General features: G+C 55.6%; 17 protein-coding genes and 2 pseudogenes. 10 read left to right on the forward strand and 9 right to left on the reverse strand.

What is annotated here, in order from left to right; translation table 11 throughout:
* Nucleotides 1-189 precede the first annotated feature (189 nt).
* From AC6I8I_RS07430 to AC6I8I_RS07450, 5 genes and pseudogenes are all read left to right on the forward strand, one after another.
* Nucleotides 190-576 carry a hypothetical protein gene (locus AC6I8I_RS07430; RefSeq protein ID WP_497828489.1) on the forward strand — a complete coding sequence of 129 codons (387 nt, stop codon included), beginning with the start codon at nucleotides 190-192 and terminating at the stop codon, nucleotides 574-576.
* A 123-nt stretch (nucleotides 577-699) separates the two neighbouring features.
* A pseudogene (locus AC6I8I_RS07435) lies at nucleotides 700-1281 on the forward strand (hemagglutinin repeat-containing protein); the annotation flags it as partial.
* A 238-nt stretch (nucleotides 1282-1519) separates the two neighbouring features.
* On the forward strand, nucleotides 1520-1855 hold the full coding sequence (locus AC6I8I_RS07440) for a hypothetical protein (protein WP_497828490.1): 336 nt from the start codon (nucleotides 1520-1522) through the stop codon (nucleotides 1853-1855).
* 245 nt (nucleotides 1856-2100) lie between these two features.
* A pseudogene (locus AC6I8I_RS07445) lies at nucleotides 2101-2319 on the forward strand (VENN motif pre-toxin domain-containing protein); the annotation flags it as partial.
* A gap of 244 nt (nucleotides 2320-2563) precedes the next feature.
* Nucleotides 2564-3106, forward strand: a complete 543-nt coding sequence (locus AC6I8I_RS07450; RefSeq protein WP_312056947.1) for a glycine zipper 2TM domain-containing protein — start codon at nucleotides 2564-2566, stop codon at nucleotides 3104-3106.
* A 122-nt stretch (nucleotides 3107-3228) separates the two neighbouring features.
* On the opposite strand, the gene mfd is transcribed toward AC6I8I_RS07450, so the two are convergent.
* Both mfd and AC6I8I_RS07460 read right to left on the reverse strand, forming a co-directional pair.
* Nucleotides 3229-6672 carry a transcription-repair coupling factor gene (gene mfd, locus AC6I8I_RS07455; RefSeq protein WP_312756618.1) on the reverse strand — a complete coding sequence of 1148 codons (3444 nt, stop codon included), beginning with the start codon at nucleotides 6670-6672 and terminating at the stop codon, nucleotides 3229-3231.
* A 185-nt stretch (nucleotides 6673-6857) separates the two neighbouring features.
* Nucleotides 6858-7067: a hypothetical protein gene (locus tag AC6I8I_RS07460; RefSeq protein WP_312056943.1), complete on the reverse strand. Its 210-nt coding sequence runs from the start codon at nucleotides 7065-7067 to the stop codon at nucleotides 6858-6860.
* A 248-nt stretch (nucleotides 7068-7315) separates the two neighbouring features.
* On the opposite strand from AC6I8I_RS07460, the gene lolC reads away from it, so the two are divergent.
* The 4 genes from lolC to cobB all read left to right on the forward strand — a co-directional run bounded on the left by lolC (nucleotide 7316) and on the right by cobB (nucleotide 11439).
* A complete protein-coding gene (lolC, locus tag AC6I8I_RS07465; protein ID WP_312056942.1) occupies nucleotides 7316-8515 on the forward strand; it encodes a lipoprotein-releasing ABC transporter permease subunit LolC in 1200 nt (399 codons plus the stop codon).
* On the forward strand, nucleotides 8508-9212 hold the full coding sequence (gene lolD, locus AC6I8I_RS07470; protein WP_312056941.1) for a lipoprotein-releasing ABC transporter ATP-binding protein LolD: 705 nt from the start codon (nucleotides 8508-8510) through the stop codon (nucleotides 9210-9212). The genes lolC and lolD overlap by 8 nt, the downstream gene beginning before the upstream one ends.
* Nucleotides 9212-10456 (forward strand): lipoprotein-releasing ABC transporter permease subunit LolE, encoded by a 1245-nt coding sequence (gene lolE / locus AC6I8I_RS07475; protein WP_312756621.1) that lies wholly within the window; start codon nucleotides 9212-9214, stop codon nucleotides 10454-10456. Before lolD ends, lolE begins: the two co-directional genes overlap by 1 nt.
* Nucleotides 10457-10605: 149 nt before the next feature.
* On the forward strand, nucleotides 10606-11439 hold the full coding sequence (gene cobB, locus AC6I8I_RS07480; protein WP_031374476.1) for a Sir2 family NAD+-dependent deacetylase: 834 nt from the start codon (nucleotides 10606-10608) through the stop codon (nucleotides 11437-11439).
* 34 nt (nucleotides 11440-11473) lie between these two features.
* Here cobB and potD read toward each other — a convergent pair whose 3' ends face one another.
* Genes potD through potA form a run of 4 tightly spaced genes read right to left on the reverse strand, consistent with a single transcriptional unit; the run spans nucleotide 11474 to nucleotide 15260 of the window.
* On the reverse strand, nucleotides 11474-12517 hold the full coding sequence (gene potD, locus AC6I8I_RS07485) for a spermidine/putrescine ABC transporter substrate-binding protein PotD (RefSeq protein WP_312056939.1): 1044 nt from the start codon (nucleotides 12515-12517) through the stop codon (nucleotides 11474-11476).
* Nucleotides 12518-12530: 13 nt separating this feature from the next.
* The gene (gene potC / locus AC6I8I_RS07490) at nucleotides 12531-13304 is read right to left on the reverse strand and encodes a spermidine/putrescine ABC transporter permease PotC (protein WP_497819871.1); all 774 of its coding nucleotides are present in this window, start codon (nucleotides 13302-13304) and stop codon (nucleotides 12531-12533) included.
* Nucleotides 13301-14152 (reverse strand): spermidine/putrescine ABC transporter permease PotB, encoded by an 852-nt coding sequence (gene potB / locus AC6I8I_RS07495; protein WP_497828639.1) that lies wholly within the window; start codon nucleotides 14150-14152, stop codon nucleotides 13301-13303. The genes potC and potB overlap by 4 nt, the downstream gene beginning before the upstream one ends.
* Nucleotides 14145-15260, reverse strand: a complete 1116-nt coding sequence (gene potA, locus AC6I8I_RS07500) for a spermidine/putrescine ABC transporter ATP-binding protein PotA (RefSeq protein ID WP_312056937.1) — start codon at nucleotides 15258-15260, stop codon at nucleotides 14145-14147. Before potA ends, potB begins: the two co-directional genes overlap by 8 nt.
* Nucleotides 15261-15575: 315 nt before the next feature.
* On the opposite strand from potA, the gene pepT reads away from it, so the two are divergent.
* The gene (pepT, locus tag AC6I8I_RS07505) at nucleotides 15576-16805 is read left to right on the forward strand and encodes a peptidase T (protein ID WP_312756624.1); all 1230 of its coding nucleotides are present in this window, start codon (nucleotides 15576-15578) and stop codon (nucleotides 16803-16805) included.
* A gap of 111 nt (nucleotides 16806-16916) precedes the next feature.
* Here pepT and AC6I8I_RS07510 read toward each other — a convergent pair whose 3' ends face one another.
* The 3 genes from AC6I8I_RS07510 to phoP are packed head-to-tail and all read right to left on the reverse strand — an operon-like array spanning nucleotide 16917 to nucleotide 20230.
* Entirely contained in the window at nucleotides 16917-18041 is a 1125-nt protein-coding gene (locus AC6I8I_RS07510) for a ribosomal protein uL16 3-hydroxylase (RefSeq protein ID WP_031374481.1), read from the reverse strand.
* Nucleotides 18042-18098: 57 nt separating this feature from the next.
* The gene (gene phoQ, locus AC6I8I_RS07515; protein ID WP_497828491.1) at nucleotides 18099-19559 is read right to left on the reverse strand and encodes a two-component system sensor histidine kinase PhoQ; all 1461 of its coding nucleotides are present in this window, start codon (nucleotides 19557-19559) and stop codon (nucleotides 18099-18101) included.
* 2 nt (nucleotides 19560-19561) lie between these two features.
* Nucleotides 19562-20230: a two-component system response regulator PhoP gene (gene phoP, locus AC6I8I_RS07520; protein ID WP_159860662.1), complete on the reverse strand. Its 669-nt coding sequence runs from the start codon at nucleotides 20228-20230 to the stop codon at nucleotides 19562-19564.
* Nucleotides 20231-20291 lie beyond the last annotated feature (61 nt).

Here is a 20291-nt window from a genome sequence, read left to right on the forward strand (position 1 = left end):
AAGGCTGTTGATGAATGGATTAATAGTTTAAAAAATATAAAGAGAATGATGGGAATCCAATTAATTGTTCTATCAGTTGTGGGCAGCCTACTTTCAGCGCAGAACAGCGATCGCACCGACAGCACCAGCAGCAAGGGCGGCAGCTTGGGTAAGAATAGAGTCAATTTTAGATATGATGAGTGATGCCATATGACTGAGAAACTTTTAAGTATTGATATCGGATTTTATTCCTTTAAAAATAGTCAGTTAAAGGATGTTAAGTATTTTTCTGGAGCGCTTGAGCTGAATTTTTTCTTATTTGATGGGAATGCCAAAAGTAATATTCTGGTTTCTTTTGAATGGATACACTCTTTTCGTGTAACAGATGAAGGCGACTTGCTAAAAATGCAAGATGATCTGAACGGTCAGATGATTACAGGAATTTATACAGTAGAAGGATCTCATTATTTATCATGGTTTAATGAGCAAAGCGCCAATATCCATGATGGAGATTCGATAAATCATTACTTAATAGTTACAGGTGATGATGTCATTGAAGTACTGTCTTCTATTAGTCCAACAATAATATTTTGTTAATAGAAAACTCTACTTTCACGGCTAGTTTATTTGTTTATTATCAGTCGGTTGTCTGATAATGGCTGCTACTCAAGTAACTTTATCATCACCGCCACCGCCACCGCCACCGCCACCGACAGCATCAACAGCAGCAAGGGCGGTAGCGTCGTTATCGGTATCGGTAATGGCATCGGCCTGACCGCCGGGTCGGGCGGCTACGGCATCAGCGTTTCAGCCAGCGTCAACGCGGGCAACGGGCTGAGCCTGAACGCCGGGCGCGACACCACGCTGACCGGCGCACAGGTGCGCGGGGACAGCGTGAAGGTGGATACCGGCCGCAACCTGACGCTGACCTCAGAGCAGGACAGCGACCGCTACGACAGCAGGCAGCAGAACGCCAGCGCGGGCGGCAGCTTCACCTTCGGCTCGATGACCGGATCCGCGAGCGTGAACCTCAGCCAGGACAGGATGCACAGCAACTGGCAGAGCGTGGCCGACCAGACCGGCATTTTTGCCGGAAAGGACGGCTTTGACGTGACGGCGGGCGGGCACACCCGGCTGAACGGCGCGGCCATCAGTTCCACCGCCACCGCCGATAAGAACCGTCTCGACACCGGCACGCTGGGCTTCAGCAACATTGAGAACCACGCGGACTATAAAACCGAGCACCAGAGCGCGGGCATGAGCACCGGCGGCAGCATCGGCAGCCAGTTCGAAGGCAACATATAGTTAAGGATAATACTCAAAAAACTAATCAGCAGTATCAGGGGCAAAGCATCTATAAGGCTACGGACAAAATTGGTGATTATATTAAAAAAGGCGATCAATTTTATCTGCATGGTTTACACAAGGATCATATCGAACTTTTTGATAAACGAGGAAACTTCAGGGCTGTTCTGAATTTGGATGGTTCTATAAATGAAAGAAAAACTCAACAAGCTGAAGCTGAAGGTCGAAAAATAAAATGATGTCATCTTTGAATAAACTTAAATACAGCCTGCTCAATGTCGTAGTTGATCAAAAAATAGAATCCGACATCAATATTGAATCGGAGGTTGTTGAAAAATATGAAGACTATGTTGCCGATTTTATTAATGCAACGGAATTGCTTGAAAAAACAATAAAAGCTAAAGATAAAATAGCTATTAGATGCGCATTAACACGAGTGAGAATGGCATCGTTAAATATGTCAAATCTTTATCAGGATATTGTAGATGACGTGATAATGATAAATCAGCAGAACACTTGGCCTGAAATACCTGAAGTATACAAACTCCCAGAACATTACAATAAATCTTAATGAATTAAGTAAAAAACTAGCCCTCCGACCGAGATTTTTACTTTATTACTAGTCAGTTACCTGATAATCGCAGCAACTCAATTAACTTTATCATCACCGCCACCCACCGGCGCGGAGCCGGGCAGCGTGGACGACATCCTCGTGCAGGGCAGCCAGTTGCAGGCAGGGAGGGGGGCACGGCCTCGACCTGACGGCGAAAAACGACATCAGCCTGCTTTCAGCGCAGAACAGCGAGCGCACCGACAGCACCAACAGCAGCAGGGGCCGCACCTTATCTGGCGGAGCAGATACACAAGCTGACGACCACGAAAGGCCCGGACGGCAAAGAGGTGGTGAACGTTCAGGCAAACCTGATTGCGCACGCGGTAGTGGGCGCGGTGACGTCATACGCGTCGGGTAATCCTGCACTGACGGGGGCATCAGGCGGGACGGCGGGGGAGTACATCGCGCAGCAGATGTATCCTGCACTTCTCATCCCGCCACGTCGGGTCATTTCACTGCTGCTTTTTCCGCCTCAGAACTCTCCTAAAAACTGGTCCTGTTGCCTAAGTGACCGTTTTCCTCCATTTATCTGATGTTGCAATTTCGGTCCATCTGTAAAACTTCATCCCAACAAACACGGCGAGTCGCGCACGCCGATCTGCCTCAGTTGAACAGGATGCTTCAGCGGCAGGAATGCGCGGTAACACTTTTCAGGAGGAACTTCCTGTGAATAAATCAATGTTAGCGGGTATCGGTATTGGTGTGGCAGCTGCGTTAGGTGTTGCCGCCGTGGCAGGCATGAATGTGTTTGATCGCGGTCCACAATACGCTCAGGTGCTGGCTGCAACGCCGATTAAAGAGAGCATCAAACAGCCACGTCAGGAATGTCGTAATGTTACGCTGACGCACCGTCGTGCGGTACAGGATGAAAACCGTATTGCTGGCTCTGTATTAGGTGCAGTGGCGGGTGGAGTGTTAGGTCACCAGTTTGGTGGCGGCCGTGGTAAAGATGTCGCTACCGTGGCGGGTGCAGTGGCAGGCGGTTATGCCGGCAATCAGGTCCAGGCAGGTATGCAGAACCGTGACACCTACACCACCACGGAACAGCGCTGCAAAACGGTCTACGATAAACAAGAGAAAATGCTGGGATATGACGTGACCTATAAAATAGGCGACCAGCAGGGCAAAATCCGCATGGAAAATGACCCTGGCACACGTATTCCACTGGATCGCAATGGTCAGCTGATTCTTAACAGCGACCAGGCGTAATTGGGCAAAGTCTTTTGCCGCGTTAGCGGCCACACAGCACCGACGTAAAGAAAAAGGCGCATCTCAGGATGCGCCTTTTGTTATTGCGTTCCGCCATCGACCGAAGGCGGCAGGAAAGGGGACTACGCGCGGTTTTCCGCCAGCTGTGACACGAATCCCTGCACCCACTCCATGCGAACTTTTCTTTCTGACAGTTCACGGTTAAAGCGCAGACGCGTCGGACCTTCCAGCTTCCACTGCTTAGGATCTTTCTGCAGCAGGCTAATCAGCCAGGCTGGATCAACGCTGTTGTTGGGAGCAAAGTCGAAATAGCCGCCTTTGTCGCTGGCTTCGATTTTTCGTACGCCCACGGCGCGGGCCTTAAGCCGCAAAATTGCCACGTCCAGCAGGTTACGCGCCGGATCGGGCAACAGGCCAAAGCGGTCGATCATCTCAACCTTCAGCTCCTGCAGCTCTTCTTCGCTCTCTGCGCTGGCGATGCGTTTATACAGTGACAGACGGGTACTGACATCCGGAATAAACTCTTCCGGCAACAGCGCTGGCATCCGCAGCTCTACTTCGGTCTGGTTGCTGGTGAGATCTTCCAGCGACGGCTCACGACCTTCTTTCAGCGCATCCACCGCATTTTCCAGCAGCTCCATATAGAGCGAGAAGCCAAGCGTCTCCATCTGGCCGCTCTGTTCTTCACCCAACAGTTCACCGGCACCGCGGATCTCCAGATCGTGGGTGGCCAGAGCAAAACCGGCGCCCAGATCTTCCAGCGAGGCGATCGCTTCGAGACGCTTTTGGGCATCGGCGGTCATCGCTTTAGGATGCGGGGTCAGCAGCCAGGCGTAAGCCTGATGATGCGAGCGGCCAACGCGGCCACGCAACTGATGCAGCTGCGCCAGACCAAAGTGGTCCGCACGTTCAATAATGATGGTGTTGGCGGTCGGAATATCGATGCCGGTTTCGATGATGGTGGTACAGACCAGCACATTAAACCGCTGATGATGGAAATCGTTCATCACCCGTTCCAGGTCGCGTTCACGCATCTGTCCATGGCCGATGGCGACGCGCGCCTCCGGCACCAGGTCGGTTAAACGCTGAGCCGCTTTCTCGATATTCTCCACGTCGTTGTAGAGGTAGTAGACCTGACCACCGCGTAAAATCTCACGCAGAATCGCTTCCCGGATCACCAGGTCGTCAAATTCACGCACAAAGGTTTTGACCGCCAGACGACGAGCCGGCGGGGTGGCAATGATCGACAGATCGCGCATGCCGCTCATCGCCATATTCAGGGTGCGCGGAATCGGCGTCGCGGTCAGGGTGAGGATATCCACATCGGCCCGCATCGCTTTAATCCGCTCTTTGTGACGCACGCCGAAGCGGTGCTCTTCATCAACGATCAGCAGGCCGAGATCGCGCCATTTGAGATCGCTCATCAGCAGCTTGTGAGTGCCGATCAGGATATCGATCTTGCCCTCGCTGGCCTGCTCCAGCACCTGCGCCTGCTCTTTTGCCGTGCGGAAGCGTGACAGCATTTCAATCCGCACCGGCCAGTTAGCGAAGCGATCGCGGAAATTATCGTAGTGCTGCTGTGCCAGCAGGGTGGTCGGCACCAGCACCGCCACCTGCTTGTTGTTTTCCACCGCCAGAAACGCGGCGCGCATGGCCACTTCGGTTTTACCAAAGCCCACGTCACCGCACACCAGACGGTCCATCGCCAGCGGTTCACACATATCACTGAGCACCGCATTGATTGCCTGCGCCTGATCGGGCGTGGTCTCAAACGGGAAGCTTTCACAGAACAACTGATACTGCTCACGGTTGTGCTTAAAGGCGAAGCCGGTTTTAGCGGCTCGCTGGGCGTAGATATCCAGCAGTTCTGCCGCCACGTCACGAACTTTTTCTGCCGCTTTCTGTCGGGCGCGTGACCAGGCATCGCTGCCAAGCTTATGCAGCGGAGCATTATCGTCGGCACCGCCGGCGTAGCGGCTGATCAGGTGCAGCGAGGAGACCGGCACATACAGTTTGGCGTCGTTAGCGTAGGAGAGCATCAGGTATTCAGCCTGGATGCCGCCCGCTTCCAGCGTGGTCAGGCCGATATAGCGACCCACACCGTGCTCAAGATGCACCACCGGCTGGCCAGGGTGCAGCTCGGCCAGGTTGCGAATCAGGATGTCCGGGTTGATGGTGCGGCGGGTATCCTGTCGACGACGACTGACGCGTTCGCCCAGCAGATCGCTCTCACAAATCAGCGCCCGGTTACCCAGCGTATCGATAAAACCGCGCTCGCTGGCGCCGATCATCAGGCTGAAACGCTCTTCGCCGGTCTGATCGAAGCGTTTTACCGGCTGAGGACGGAGTTTAATCCGCGCCAGCAGCTCCTGCAGGCTTTCACGACGGCCTTCACTTTCGACCGAGAAAACCACCGCACCGCTGAAGGTTTCGATGAACTGACGCAGATGATCCAGCGGCGCTTTAGCCTGCGCCTGCACCGTCAGGTCGGGCAGCGGCTGATAACCCAGATTGGTGTTGGCGGCTTTAGCGGGCAACTGCTCATTGGTCATCTGGATTCGCGGCCAGCTTTTCAGCTCGCCCATTAACGCATCAGGGCGTAACCACAGGTTGGTGGGTTCCAGCAGCGGACGCATCGGATCAACCCGCCGGTTCTCATAGCGAGCTTCCGCGTCCTGCCAGAAGCGGGTCGCGCTGCCTTCCAGATCGCCACAGTTAACAATCAGTGTATTGTCAGGCAGATAGCTGAACAGGCTGGGTAACGGCTGCTCAAAAAATAGCGGCTGCCAGTATTCGATACCGGCGGGCAGGGTGCCTTTGCTGACCTGCTGATAGACATGCTCCGACTCGCGGCGCACATCAAAAATTTCGCGCCAGCGGCTGCGGAACAGTTCAATTGCCGCTTTGTCGCTGGGGAACTCATGCGCGGGCAGCAGGTTGATTTCCGCGACCGCTTCCAGCGTACGCTGGCTGTCGACATCGAACAGGCGCAGGCTGTCGATCTCGTCATCAAAAAAGTCGATGCGATAGGGCTGGTCGCTGCCCATCGGGAACAGGTCGAGCAGCGCGCCGCGCGTGGCGTATTCGCCGTGCTCCATCACCTGATCGACATGGCGGTAACCCGCCTGCTCCAGCTGATCGCGCAGGCGATCGCGCGATAGTTTCTGTCCCTGCTTCATCACCAGCGCATGGCCGTGCAGGAAGCTGTGCGGGCAGACGCGCTGCATCAGGGTATTGACCGGCATAATCAGCATGCCGCGCTGCATCACCGGCAGCTGATAAAGCGTCGACAGACGGGCGGAGATAATATCCTGATGCGGTGAAAAGCTGTCGTAGGGCAGCGTCTCCCAGTCGGCGAGATGCGCCACCGGCAGGTCGGTAAACTGGCGGATTTCGTCCAGCAGACGCAGGGCGGTTTGGGTATCGGGCGTAATCATTAACACCGGACCGGCATGTCGCTCGGTAATGCTGGCACACTCCACCGCGTGCGCAGCGCCAATGAGCTGGCCGAGCTGACGGTGATCGCCGGATTTAACGGGCAGGGTATAGCGAGTCTGTTCGGACATGGGATCTCGGGGTTGCTCCATTTTTACCAGGACGTAATCATTCCATATTACGTCATGGCGATCACCTCTGCGGCACAATTTTCCTGCTGCTGGCTGGCCAGCGGTAACGGCCGGAAGAAGAGAGGCAACGGGAAAACCCCCGTCGCGCAGTGGCGACGGGGGTAAATACCCGGACAGGGGAAGACTTATTTTATGGATTGCTGTGTGTAATACATGCGCGGGCGGTCAATGTTCGCCCAGGTTAAATCCTGCTCAGAATGATAGCTATGGTTGCCATCATCCCATTTTACGTAGTAGCCGGCTGCCGCGTCTCCCTGCGCAAAGACGTTGATGACTTCGCCTCTGATCTCCCCGGATTTATGTTTTACGATGCTGCCTTTGGGAAATTTAAACATGGTCGCTACCTCTACCGCTGTGCGATAACGTCACGCTTTATCGTCTTACTGATTGTAGTCTAGCGCGATGAGTGCGGAATAATCCGCCAATAACCGGCCGCTTTAGGCGCTATACCTGCGCTTTGTGGCTCGCAGTGACCTATTCGGATTCAACTTTGCAGCCGACTCAGAGGGTTAGAGGTTTCATAAAGGCAGCGGCTCCTTTATCATCCCCCTACCTATTTTCAGGCAACGGCTTACTGGATTCCATGTATCAACCTGTCGCGCTATTTATCGGTCTGCGTTACATGCGCGGACGCGCATCGGATCGCTTCGGTCGCTTTGTCTCCTGGCTTTCTACTATTGGCATTACGCTCGGCGTGCTGGCGATGGTGACGGTTCTGTCAGTCATGAACGGCTTCGAACGTGAACTTGAAGGCAATATTCTTGGGCTGATGCCGCAGGCGCTGATTACCAGCGACAAAGGCAGTCTCAACCCGCAACAGCAACCCGCTTCCAGCCTGGCGCTGCAGGGCGTCAGCCGCATTGCGCCGCTGACCACCGCTAACGTGGTGCTGCAAAGTCCGCACAGCGTCTCGGTTGGCGTGATGCTCGGTATTCAGCCGGATGAAAAAGATCCGCTGACGCCTTTCCTGGTCAATACCCAACAGAGCGTGCTGCAACCCGGCCAGTATAATGTGATCCTCGGCGAACAGCTGGCATCACAGCTCGGCGTGAAGCGCGGCGATCGGCTGCGTCTGATGGTGCCGTCGGTCAGCCAGTTTACCCCGATGGGGCGGGTCCCGAGTCAGCGTCTGTTCACCGTGGCGGGCACCTATGCCGCCAACAGCGAAGTCGATGGCTACCAGATTCTGGTCAATCAACAGGATGCGTCGCGCGTGATGCGCTATCCGGCCGGCAATATTACCGGCTGGCGCTTATGGCTGGATAAGCCGCTGGAGGTTGATAGTCTCAGTCAGCAAACTCTGCCGGCCGGGCTGGTGTGGAAAGACTGGCGCGAGCGCAAGGGCGATCTGTTCCAGGCGGTGCGGATGGAGAAAAACATGATGGGGCTGCTGCTGAGCCTGATCATTGCGGTCGCCGCCTTTAACATCATTACCTCGTTGGGCCTGCTGATTATGGAGAAGCAGGGCGAAGTCGCGATTCTGCAAACCCAGGGGCTGACGCGCCGGCAAATCGTCGCGGTGTTCATGGTACAGGGCGCCAGCGCCGGCATTATCGGCACCTTACTCGGTACGCTGCTGGGCGTGCTGCTGGCCAGCCAGCTGAATAACCTGATGCCGGTGATCGGCCTGTTCCTCGATGGCGCAGCGCTGCCGGTCGACATTAATCTGTGGCAAGTGGTGACCATCGCCCTGAGCGCGATGGTAGTGGCGCTGCTTTCTACGCTCTATCCTTCGTGGCGCGCTGCCGCCGTTCAACCCGCTGAGGCTTTACGTTATGAGTAACTCTCCTTTGTTGCAGTGTCGCGACCTGTGCAAACGCTATCAGGAAGGCAGCGTGCAGACCGATGTGCTGCGCAATGTGGCTTTCAGCCTGCAGCCTGGCGAACTGACGGCGATTGTCGGCAGTTCCGGATCGGGTAAAAGTACCCTGTTGCACCTGCTGGGCGGTCTGGATGCCCCGACCTCGGGTGACGTGATCTTTGATGGTCAGTCGCTGAACGCCATGTCCTCCTCCGCTAAAGCAGATCTGCGCAACCGCGAGCTGGGCTTTATCTATCAGTTCCACCATCTGCTGCCCGATTTTAGTGCGCTGGAGAACGTGGCGATGCCGCTGCTGATTGGCAAAGTCGCCAAAGCTGAAGCGCAGGACCGTGCCCGCGAGATGCTGGCCGCCGTCGGGCTGGATCATCGCGCCACACACCGGCCGTCAGAACTGTCGGGCGGCGAGCGTCAGCGCGTGGCGATTGCCCGGGCGCTGGTCAACCGTCCTCGCCTGGTGATGGCCGATGAGCCCACCGGTAACCTTGATGCGCGCAATGCCGATGCCATTTTTGCCCTGCTGGGCGAACTCAACGTGCGTCAGGGCACCGCGTTCCTGGTGGTGACCCACGATCTGCAGCTGGCGAAACGGATGTCGCGCCAGATGGAGATGCGTGATGGTCAGTTAAGCGAACAGCTGACCATGGCAGGAGCAGAGTAATGGGATCATCGTTATCGCTGCTGTTAGGCCTGCGCTTTAGCCGTGGTCGCCGCCGTGGCGGCATGGTATCGCTGATTTCGGTGATCTCAACCATCGGTATTGCGCTGGGTGTGGCGGTATTAATCATTGGCCTGAGCGCGATGAACGGGTTTGAGCGTGAGCTGAATAACCGCATTCTGGCCGTGGTCCCGCACGGTGAGATTGAAGCGGTCAATCAGCCGTTTCAGCGCTGGCAATCAATGATTGCGCCGATTGAAAAGGTGCCCGGCATTGCGGCGGCGGCCCCGTATGTCAATTTCACCGGACTGATTGAAAGCGGTGCGCGACTGGAAGCGCTGCAGGTTAAAGGGGTGGACCCGGTGCAGGAGCCGCGTCTGAGCGCACTGCCGCAGTTTGTCGCCAACAACGGCTGGTCGACGTTTGCCGCCGGTAAGCAGCAGATCATCCTCGGCGGCGGCATTGCCACTACGCTCAAGGTCAAACAGGGTGACTGGATCACCATCATGATCCCGAATAACGATGGCGATAACAAACTGCTGCAACCGAAGCGCATCCGGCTTCAGGTCAGTGGTATCCTGCAGCTGAGTGGCATGCTCGATCACAGCCTGGCGCTGGTGCCGCTGGCCGATGCGCAACAGTATCTTGATATGGGCAACAGCGTTAGCGGCATTGCGTTGAAAATGAACGATCCGTTCCAGGCGGTTAAGCTGGTGCGTGACGCCGGTGAAGCGACTCGTTCCTACGTCTATATCAAAAGCTGGATCGGCACCTACGGCTACATGTACCGCGACATTCAGATGATTCGCGCCATTATGTATCTGGCAATGGTGCTGGTGATTGGCGTCGCCTGCTTCAATATCGTTTCCACCCTGGTGATGGCGGTCAAAGACAAAAGCAGCGACATTGCGGTGCTCCGGACGCTCGGTGCCAAAGATCGCCTGATCCGCGCCATCTTCATCTGGTACGGTCTACTGGCGGGCCTGCTCGGCAGCGTCAGCGGTGTGGTGGTGGGCGTGCTGGTGTCACTAAACCTGACGCATCTGGTGCGCGGGCTGGAGTCGCTCACCGGCCATCATCTGCTGGCCGGCGATATCTACTTTATCGACTTTCTGCCGTCGGAGCTGCACTGGATCGATGTGTTCTCGGTGCTGATCACCGCCATCGTGCTGAGCCTGGTGGCCAGCTGGTATCCAGCCAGACGTGCCAGCCGCATCGACCCGGCTCGGGTACTGAGCGGACAGTAATTGACACGCGGCGCGAATTCACTCTTCGCGCCGCGCACATTTTCGGCCTCTGCTGCATGGCACTGTCATGCGCAACCGTTATTATCGGGTGAATTCAGCCCAGAATTTGTTTATAGCGGCTCGCCGAAGCCGCTGCTCCAGGAGATTTTATGCGTACACCACGTCGCCGCATACGACTTGCCCGCCTTAAAAAGACCCGGAGAAAGGTGCATCAGCGCTTTCGCCAGCGAATTTTCGAGCGTGATCGTCAGGCCGAGCTGGCCGCCCATCCACAGCCGCATGTTGTGGTGCTGACCGGTGCTGGCATTTCTGCCGAGTCCGGTATCCGCACCTTCCGCGCCGCTGATGGTTTGTGGGAAGAACATCATGTCGAAGACGTTGCGACCCCGGAAGGCTTTCAGCGCGATCCTGCGCTGGTGCAACGTTTCTACAATGCCCGTCGCCAGCAGTTGCAGCAGGCAGAGATTCAGCCTAATGCCGCCCATCTGGCGCTGGCCGAACTGGAACAGGTGTTAGGCGATAACTTCCTGCTGGTAACCCAGAATATCGATAACCTGCATGAGCGTGCCGGCAATGCGCGGGTACTGCATATGCACGGTGAACTGTTGAAAGTGCGCTGCGTCAACAGCGGACAGGTGATTGAGTGGACCGGGGATATTACCCCTGATGACCGCTGCACCTGCTGCCAGTTTCCTTCAGCGCTGCGTCCGCATGTGGTGTGGTTCGGTGAAATGCCGCTGGGCATGGAGCAGATCTATCAGGCGCTGGAGCAGGCCGACTACTTTATTGCTATCGGCACCTCAGGCCATGTCTATCCGGCAGCTGGCTTTGTCCATGAAGCCAAACTGCAGGGTGCACATACCGTTGAGCTGAACCTGGAACCGAGTCAGGTTGGCAATGAGTTTGCCGAGCGGCACTACGGTCTGGCCAGTGAAGTGGTGCCGGAGTTTGTACATACGCTGCTGCGTGGCCTGTATAAATAAGCCGGGTGACGACGGGCCGCCCGGCTTTTCTGGCTTAGCGGCCCGCTTTCAGCTGCTGGAACAGCGTCTCATACTGCACGCTGGCATCGCCGACATCATCCTGCCATTCACCGTGCTGAATGATCTCAGCGGACGGATAAAGTGACGGATCGTTTGCTACCGAGGCGGGTAACAGTTTCTTCGCCGCCAGATTCGGCGTCGGGTAACCGATGGTTTCCGCCACTTTTGCCGCCACGTCCGGGCGCAGCAGGAAGTTGATCAGCTTCAGCGCACCCGCTTTGTTCTTCGCGTTGGCGGGAATGGCCAGATTATCCATCCAGAAAATGCCGCCTTCTGCAGGCCAGACAATCGTCAGTGGGGTTCCCGCCTGACGGGCCACATAGGCCGATCCGTTCCAGATCATTCCCAGATTCACTTCGCCTTCCATATACGGGTTGCCTGGATTATCAGAGTTGAACGCCAGCACGTTGGGCATCAGCTTTTTCAGCTCCTGATAGGCAGCCTTGATCTGCGCCGGGTCGCGGGTGTTTCCGGAGTAACCCAGCTTACGCAGCGCCATCTGAAACACTTCCCGCGCATCGTCGGTCAGCAGCAGGCTCTGCTTATATTCCGGTTTCCACAAATCGGCCCAGCGAGTGACGCTCTTAGGGTCGATCTCGTCACTGTTGACGCCAATGGCGGTCGCTCCCCAGATGTAGGGAATGGAGTAATCGTTATTCGGATCGAACGGCTTGTTCAGCAGATTCGGATCCAGATTGCTGAAGTTGCTCAACTGGCTCTTGTCGATCTTCTGCAACATGCCTTCGTTGCGCATTTTGGCGACAAAATAGGTTGAGGGCACCACCAGATCGTAAGCGCCATCTTTCCAGGTTTTGAGCTTGGCGTACATGCTCTCATTGGATTCATAAGTCGAGTAGATCACCTTGATGCCGGTCTCTTTGGTGAACTGTTCCAGCAGACCCGGCGGGACATACTCGGTCCAGTTATAGAAGTAGAGCGTTTTACCGTCGTCCGCCTGAGCAGACTGCATCCCCAGTGCCAGCGCGCCCGCTGCCAGCCAGTGAGACCATTTTTTCATTATCAATCCTCGGTTATTTATTTTTGTCACGCAGTAACCACTGACTGCCCGCCACCAGCAGCAACGACAGCAACATCAGAATCGTGGCGAGCGCATTCACTTCAGGCGAAACGCCCACTTTTACCATGGAGTAAATTTTCAGCGGTAATATTTCAAAGGTGGGGCCGGTCACAAACGAAGAGACCACCACATCATCCATCGACAGGGTAAAGCTCAGCAACCATCCGGCGGCGACGGCTGGCATAGCCAGCGGCAGGATAATTTTGCGCAGAATCGTGGTCTCGCTGGCACCCAGATCTTTTGCCGCTTCCAGCATCCGCACGTCAAAGCCTTTCAGCCGCGAATAAACGGTGATCACCACAAACGGCAGACAGAAGGTGATGTGGGAGAACAGCAGCGACCAGAATCCCAGCGAGATCCCCAGCAGCATAAACAGCACCAGCAGCGAAATCGCCATTACAATATCTGGCGACATCATCACCACAAACAGCATGCCGCTGACAAAAGGCTTGCCGCGAAAGCGATAGCGATAGAGCGCTACCGCAGTGAGCGAGCCTATCAGCGTCGCACAGCTGGCCGACAGCACGCCCATGATCAGCGAATGCTGCGCCGCCTGCAGCAGGCTGTCGTTGTTCAGCAGCAGGTGATACCACTGGGTAGTGAACCCCTGCCAGTTAATGCCAAAGCGGGAAGCGTTGAACGAATTCACGATTAAAATCACAATCGGAATATAGAACCAGGCATAAATGAGCGTCATAAAACTGCCGCGTAACAGGCGTGTCATCATCCTAAATCCACCTTGTTATTCAGCAGCCGCGCAACGCGCCAGTAAATCAGCAGCAGCAGGCCCATTAACAGCGTCATCACAATGCTGGTGGCGGCACCAAACGGCCAGTCACGAATATTGAGGAACTGACTCTTGATCACGTTGCCAATCAGCAGGTTTTTCGCGCCGCCCATCAAATCCGCCACATAGAACAGCCCCATCGCCGGGATCAACACCAGCAGGCATCCGGCGATAATTCCCGGCATGGTGAGCGGCAGGATGATGCGGAAAAAGGTCTGTATTTTTCCGGCACCCAAATCACGCGCCGCTTCGAGCAGCGGTTTATCCAGCTTCTCCAGACTGGAGTAAAGCGGCAGCACCATAAACGGCAGCAGAATGTAGATCAGCCCGAGCACCACCGCTTCCGGGGTATAGATAATACGAAACGGCTTATCGATCAGGCCGATCGACAGCAGAAAATCATTCAGCCAGCCGCGGGTACTGAGGAATATTTTCAGCCCATAGATGCGGATCAGTGAGTTGGTCCAGAACGGAACTATCAACAGAAACAGCATCAGCGGACGCAGTCGCGCCGGTAACATCGTCAGGCACCAGGCGAACGGGTAGCCCAGCAGCAGGCAGCAGAGGGTGGCAATCAGCGCCATATTAAGCGAATGCAGCAGCACTTCGGCATACAGCGGATCAAGCAGGCGCGTGTAGTTGCTAAGGATAAATACCGCGCTGACAAAGTGCGCATCGTCACGCGTCAGGAAGCTGGTGATAAAAATCATCAGATTGGGCAGAAAGACAAACAGCGCCAGCCAGCCAACAATCAGCGCAATGACGCTTTTCTGGAAACCATTACGCATCAGCTTCATACGGCAATACCACCTCCCAGCTGGGCACCCAGTTCACCGCCATTTTCTGGTTTAGTGAGTGGTCAAAGTCAGGATCGTCTTCATTGAAGAACTCGCTCACCGTTACCAGCTTGCCGTTCTCCAGTTCCACGGTAGATTCCAGCGTCATGCCTTTGTAGTTACGCTCACGGACGTAACCGATCAGGCCGTCAGCCGCGCTATCACCATGAATCTCCTCCACCCGCAAATCTTCCGGGCGCAGCATCACGTGCAGCCGATCGCCTGGCCGGACCGGGAAAGCACAGTGGATATCACACTCACGACCTTCCACTCTGGCGCGTATTAATGGCGCGCTGTCGCTGGCGATCACTTCGGCATCAAAAACGTTGATCTCACCGATAAAGCGGGCGACAAACAGATTATCAGGCTCTTCGTAGATCTCACGTGGCGTGCCATCCTGCACAATTTTCCCGTCGCGCATCACCACAATCCGATCGGACATGGTCAGTGCTTCTTCCTGATCGTGGGTGACGAAAACAAAGGTAATCCCCAGCTTGCGCTGTAGCGCTTTCAGCTCGTTCTGCATCTGCTTACGCAGCTTGTAGTCCAGCGCAGAGAGTGACTCGTCCAGCAGCAGAACTTTTGGCCGGTTGACCACCGCGCGGGCGATAGCGACGCGCTGTTGCTGTCCGCCCGACAGCTGATGGGGACGCCGATCGGCAAAGCTTTCCAGCTGCACCATTGCCAGCGCCTCATTAACCCGGGTAGTGATTTGCGCCGCCGGCGTTTTTTGCATCCGCAAACCAAAGGCGACATTGTCAAATACCGTCATATGCGGGAACAGCGCATAGCTCTGAAACACCGTATTGACGTGACGATGTTCGGCCACGGTGTCAGTAATGTCCTGATTGTCCAGTAGGATGCGGCCGCGATCCGCCTCTTCCAGACCGGCAATCAGCCGCAGAATGGTGGTTTTGCCGCAGCCCGACGGGCCAAGCAGAGTAATAAACTCGCCATGGTGAATGGTCAGATTAAAATCATCAATGATGGTTTTGCCATCGAAAGCTTTACTGATGCCAGAAAGCGTAACCAGCGCCTGCTGTGCGCGTGTTTGCGTCATTTTAGTCTCAGTCTGTCAAAGGTCGAACAGGTTACAGCATAGCCGCCGGTTGCGGTCAGCCAGCAAGAAGGGGCGGATGATACCTGAAAAATGTGGCAATGCCATGTTTTGCCCCCGCCGGAAAGGCGATAATCAGGATTGTTAACAACACATTGCGAGACTTGCCGCAACAATCTCACAATCCGGCTTTTTTTTCGGCCTGATCGCTTCCCCAAATGGGATCGACAGCGCTAACCTGTCAGCTGATGATTTGACGCAACATTGCGTCCGGCTGGTCTGTGAATAATAACGGACGGCACTTTTAAAGGATGGGATATGGAACAGTTACTTGAGCGTTTTTTGAGTTACGTCGCAGTCGAAACCCAGGCAAAACCGCAGGCGCGTCAGGTGCCAAGCAGTGAAGGGCAGTGGACGCTGGCGCGTCAGCTGCAGGAAGAACTGCTGGCATTGGGTTTTGTTGACGTCACGTTAAGCGATCACTGTTGCGTCATGGGTACACTGCCGGCCAATGTAGACTGGCCAACGCCGGTGATTGGTTTTATCTCCCATATGGATACCTCGCCTGACTTCACCGCGAAACACGTTAATCCGCAGATTATTGAAAATTACCGCGGCGGTGACATTGCGCTGGGCAATGGCGATGAGATCCTTTCGCCGGTGATGTTTCCGGTACTGCACAAGCTGATCGGCCACACGCTGATTACCACTGATGGCAAAACCCTGCTGGGTGCGGACGACAAGGCCGGCATCGCCGAAATTATGACGGCGATGGCCCGGCTGGCGGACAGCGATATTCCGCATGGCGCTATCCGCGTTGCCTTCACCCCCGACGAAGAGATCGGTCGCGGCACCTCGCATTTTGATGTTGAAGGCTTTGCCGCTGACTGGGCCTACACCGTTGACGGCAGCGATCTGGGTGAGTTTGAGTATGAAAACTTTAACGCCGCCTCCGCCACGGTCAAAATCGTGGGCAACAATGTGCATCCTGGCTCAGCCAAAGGGGTGATGGTCAACGCGCTGGACCTGGCCAATCAGTTCCATGCCGCCGTGCCCGCTAATGAAAAGCCGCAGTACACCGAAGGCTATGAGGGCTTCTATCATCTGCACCAGATGAAAGGCACGGTTGAACACGCTGAGCTGCACTACATCATTCGCGACTTTGATACCGGCAGTTTTGAGCAGCGTAAACAGACGCTGCAGCAGATTGCGACGGAGATGACCAAAAACCTGCATAAAGATTGTTCTGTCACCGTAGAGATCACCAACAGCTATCGCAACATGCGTGAAAAGGTGGAGCCTTTCCCGCATATCATTGAGTTAGCGCTGCAGGCGATGCGTGACTGCGCTATTGAGCCGGTGGTGAAACCAATTCGCGGCGGTACTGACGGATCCGCGCTGTCATGGAAAGGCTTACCGTGTCCGAACCTGTTTACCGGTGGCTACAACTATCACGGCAAACATGAATTTGCCTCGCTGAATATCATGGCGAAGTCAGTGGAAGTGATTGTGCGGTTGTCAGAACTGGCGGCGCAGAAGAAAGGCTAAGTTGCGAACGGGGTTTATTGAAGCAGGCTCTCTGCCGCTAATGGCGGAGAGCCACTTGAGGAGACTGGCTTGCTGAGGGCAGGCGGCTGATGCGTCTGCCCTTAGGGTCAGTTATTCTTCGCCAAAATACCAGTATCCGGCATTCACCAGACCGGCAATCTGCGCCAGCACCGCCGGATCGTCCAGCGCATCCCCGAGATCTTCCAGCGTGATGCGATAATGATGCGCCAGCACGGCCATCACTTCAGGGTGTGAACATTCAACCCGCTCACCGTTGACGTAGACCGCATCGCCAATCGTCAGCACGCGCAGGCCACCCAACCGGCTCAGTGCATCACCCTGCTGCAGGGCGTCATAAATCTCATCAGGCTGATAAGGCGGCTCTGGCGGCGCGACATCCAGTTCATGACGGGACTGAGAAATAAACTCGCCAAACCACTGCGCAAAGTGTTCCGGCTGGTTGATCACATCCAGCATCACCTGACGGACGCCCTCAATTTCCTGCGGCAGGATCTGTGAAGGGCACTCACGCGACGGCACGTCCGGATCGCTAAAGCGCAGGCTGCCCAACTCGTTCGCCAGCGCGTAATCAGCAAAGCCACTGATCAGTTCACGTCCGCTTGGCGCACGAAAACCCACCGAGTAATTCAGCGCATTTTCCAGCGAATAGCCTTCGTGCGGGAATCCAGGTGGAATGTAGAGGATATCGCCTGGCTCCATCTCTTCATCAATAATGGCGTCAAACGGTTCCACCTGCAGCAGATCCGGATGAGGGCAGTGCTGCTTCATCGGCACTTTTTCGCCGACCCGCCAGCGGCGACGGCCACTGCCCTGAATAATGAAGACGTCATACTGATCGAAATGCGGGCCGACACCGCCTCCCGGTACCGCGAACGACACCATCAGGTCATCGATACGCCAGTCAGGCAAAAAGCGGAAAGGGCGCATCAGGGCGGCAGAAGGTTCATGCCAGTGATTAACCGCCTGCACCAGCAGCGACCAGTTATTCTCACCCAGATGGTCGTAGCTCTCAAACGGGCCGTGGCTGACCTGCCATTTGCCATCCTGATGGCTCACCAGGCGGCTATCCACCTCGTTTTCCATCGCCAGTCCGGCCAGTTCATCCGGAGAAAGGGGATCGACAAAGTTTTTGAAGCCACGCTTCAGTACCACCGGGCGTTTTTGCCAGTAGCGTTGAATAAAATCGGGCCAGTTGAGATCGAGCTGATAGTCCATACAAGGGTTCCGCTTAGGGCTGTAAATGCCAGCAAGTATAACAGCCCGGAGGATTTTCTACTCGCGGCGATGTTCGACTTCCTGGCGCTGAAACACCACTTCCATCCGGGTGCCACCCAGCGTGCTGCCTGAAGCGATAACCTTACCGGCATATTGCTCAAGTATATCCAGCACCACCGCCAGCCCCAGCCCCTGACCGGGGCGCAGAGTGTCGGCGCGCTGACCGCGCACAAACACCAGATCGCGCTTGCTCTCCGGGATGCCGGGGCCATCATCATCTATGTAGAGATGCAGCGCGTTCTCACTCTGGTAGGCGCTGACTTCAATAAACTCGAGGCAATATTTACAGGCGTTATCCAGCACGTTTCCCATCACTTCCATAAAATCGTTCTGATCGCCGACGAAAGTGAGTTCCGGCGAGATATCAAGAGTGATTGCCACCCCTTTACGCTGATAAACCTTGTTCAGCGCCGAACAGAGGCTGTCGAGCAAGCCAGATACTGAATGCAAATCGCGCTGCAGCGGATTGTGATCGGCCTGCATACTGGCGCGATGCAGGTAATAACCGACCTGCTGCGAGATGCGGCTGATCTGCTCCAGCATCACCGGTTCGGCCTCTTCTACCGTCAACTCTTTACCGCTGCGCAGCGACCGCAGGGTGCTTTGCAACACCGCCAGCGGGGTTTTCAGGCTGTGCGTCAGGTCCGACAGGGTGGTGCGATAGCGGGTATAACGCTGCCGTTCGTTCGTCAGCAGCAGGTTGAGGTTGCGCACCAGGCTACGCAGCTCCTGCGGCGGATTATCATCCAGCTTTTCACGCTGGCTGGTCTCCAGTTCCCGCACCTGCTGCGTCAGTGCGCCAATCGGACGCAGGCTCCAGTGCGCTGCCAGCCACAGCAGCGGCACGATCAGAATCAGGTTAGCCGCCAGCACATAGCTGAACCATGACCACACCACATCCGAATGCTGCAGCTCCTGTGGAATTGAGTCGACCACTACAATGGTCAGGGCCGGCAGATTGGTGGTGGCGTCATAACGGTTAACCGCCACGGAGTGGGTGAAGGTGTCGTCGCTGTCGGTATCCCAGGCATGCAGTCGCCGTTTCGCGTTGAGGTTATCCCCCATCGCGGCCAGGCTGGTGCCGTTGCTGGTATCAATCTCGTAGAAATCTGGCTTGAGCAGCCAGTCGCGGTGAATTTTTTTGCGGATTTCCGGCACGTCGCGTTGCTGCCACAGCAGCTTGCCGTGCTCGTCGTAAATGAACACCAGCGTCGGAAAGTTAAGCGTCATGCGTTCCGGCTGAGCAATGGTGAGCTGATTGTCATGCCACTGCGCCAGCGTATAGAACAGATTGCTTTCGCCGCGCATTACCCGATAGGTGTTTTTATCGAAGCTCACCACATAGCCAATGACCGCGACCATGCCATAGGAGAGCGAGAGGAACAGGACAATCGCTGCGGAGGCCAGCAGAAAACGGGCGCGCAGCGAAATCGGGCGATAACGACTAAACCAGGACATGGTCAGAGATCAAAGCGGTAACCCTGGCCACGCACGGTGGCGATGACGTCAGCGGGATGCAACGCCTGGATCTTTTTACGCAGACGCCCCATCAGCACGTCGATGGTGTGGCTTTCACGCAGTTCTGCGTCGGGATAGAGTTGCAGCATCAGCGAATCCTTGCTCACCACTTTACCGGCGTTGCGAATCAGGGTTTCGACAATGGTATATTCAAAGGCGGTCAGTTTTACCGGCTGCTCATTCACCGTCAGTTCACGCCGGGAAAGGTCAACCTGGAACGGTGGCATATCAATGATCTGCGATGCGTGGCCGCTGTTGCGGCGCATCAGCGCCTGCAGCCGTGCAGCCACCTCTTCAATATGAAACGGCTTGGTGACGTAATCATCAGCACCGGCTTCCAGCGCCTCCACTTTTGCCTGCCAGCCTTCACGGGCGGTCAGCACCAGAATCGGCTGACGCACGGCATCGCTACGCCAGCGGCGGATCAGTGACATACCGTCTTCATCCGGCAGGCCTAAATCGACCAGCGCGATGTCCGGCAGGTGCTCGCGAAGGAAATAGTCGGCTTCTTTAGCGTCTTCGGCGGCATCAACCTGATGGCCCATATCACGTAACTGCACGGCGAGATGATGGCGCAGCAGAGCATTGTCTTCCACTACCAGAACACGCATAGGAATTCCTTACTATCTGAATGAGTCAAATTGCAGAAAGTATACGCGAAACCAACTAAAC

Source organism: Pantoea sp. X-Soil-YNGN-775, from assembly GCF_059730575.1.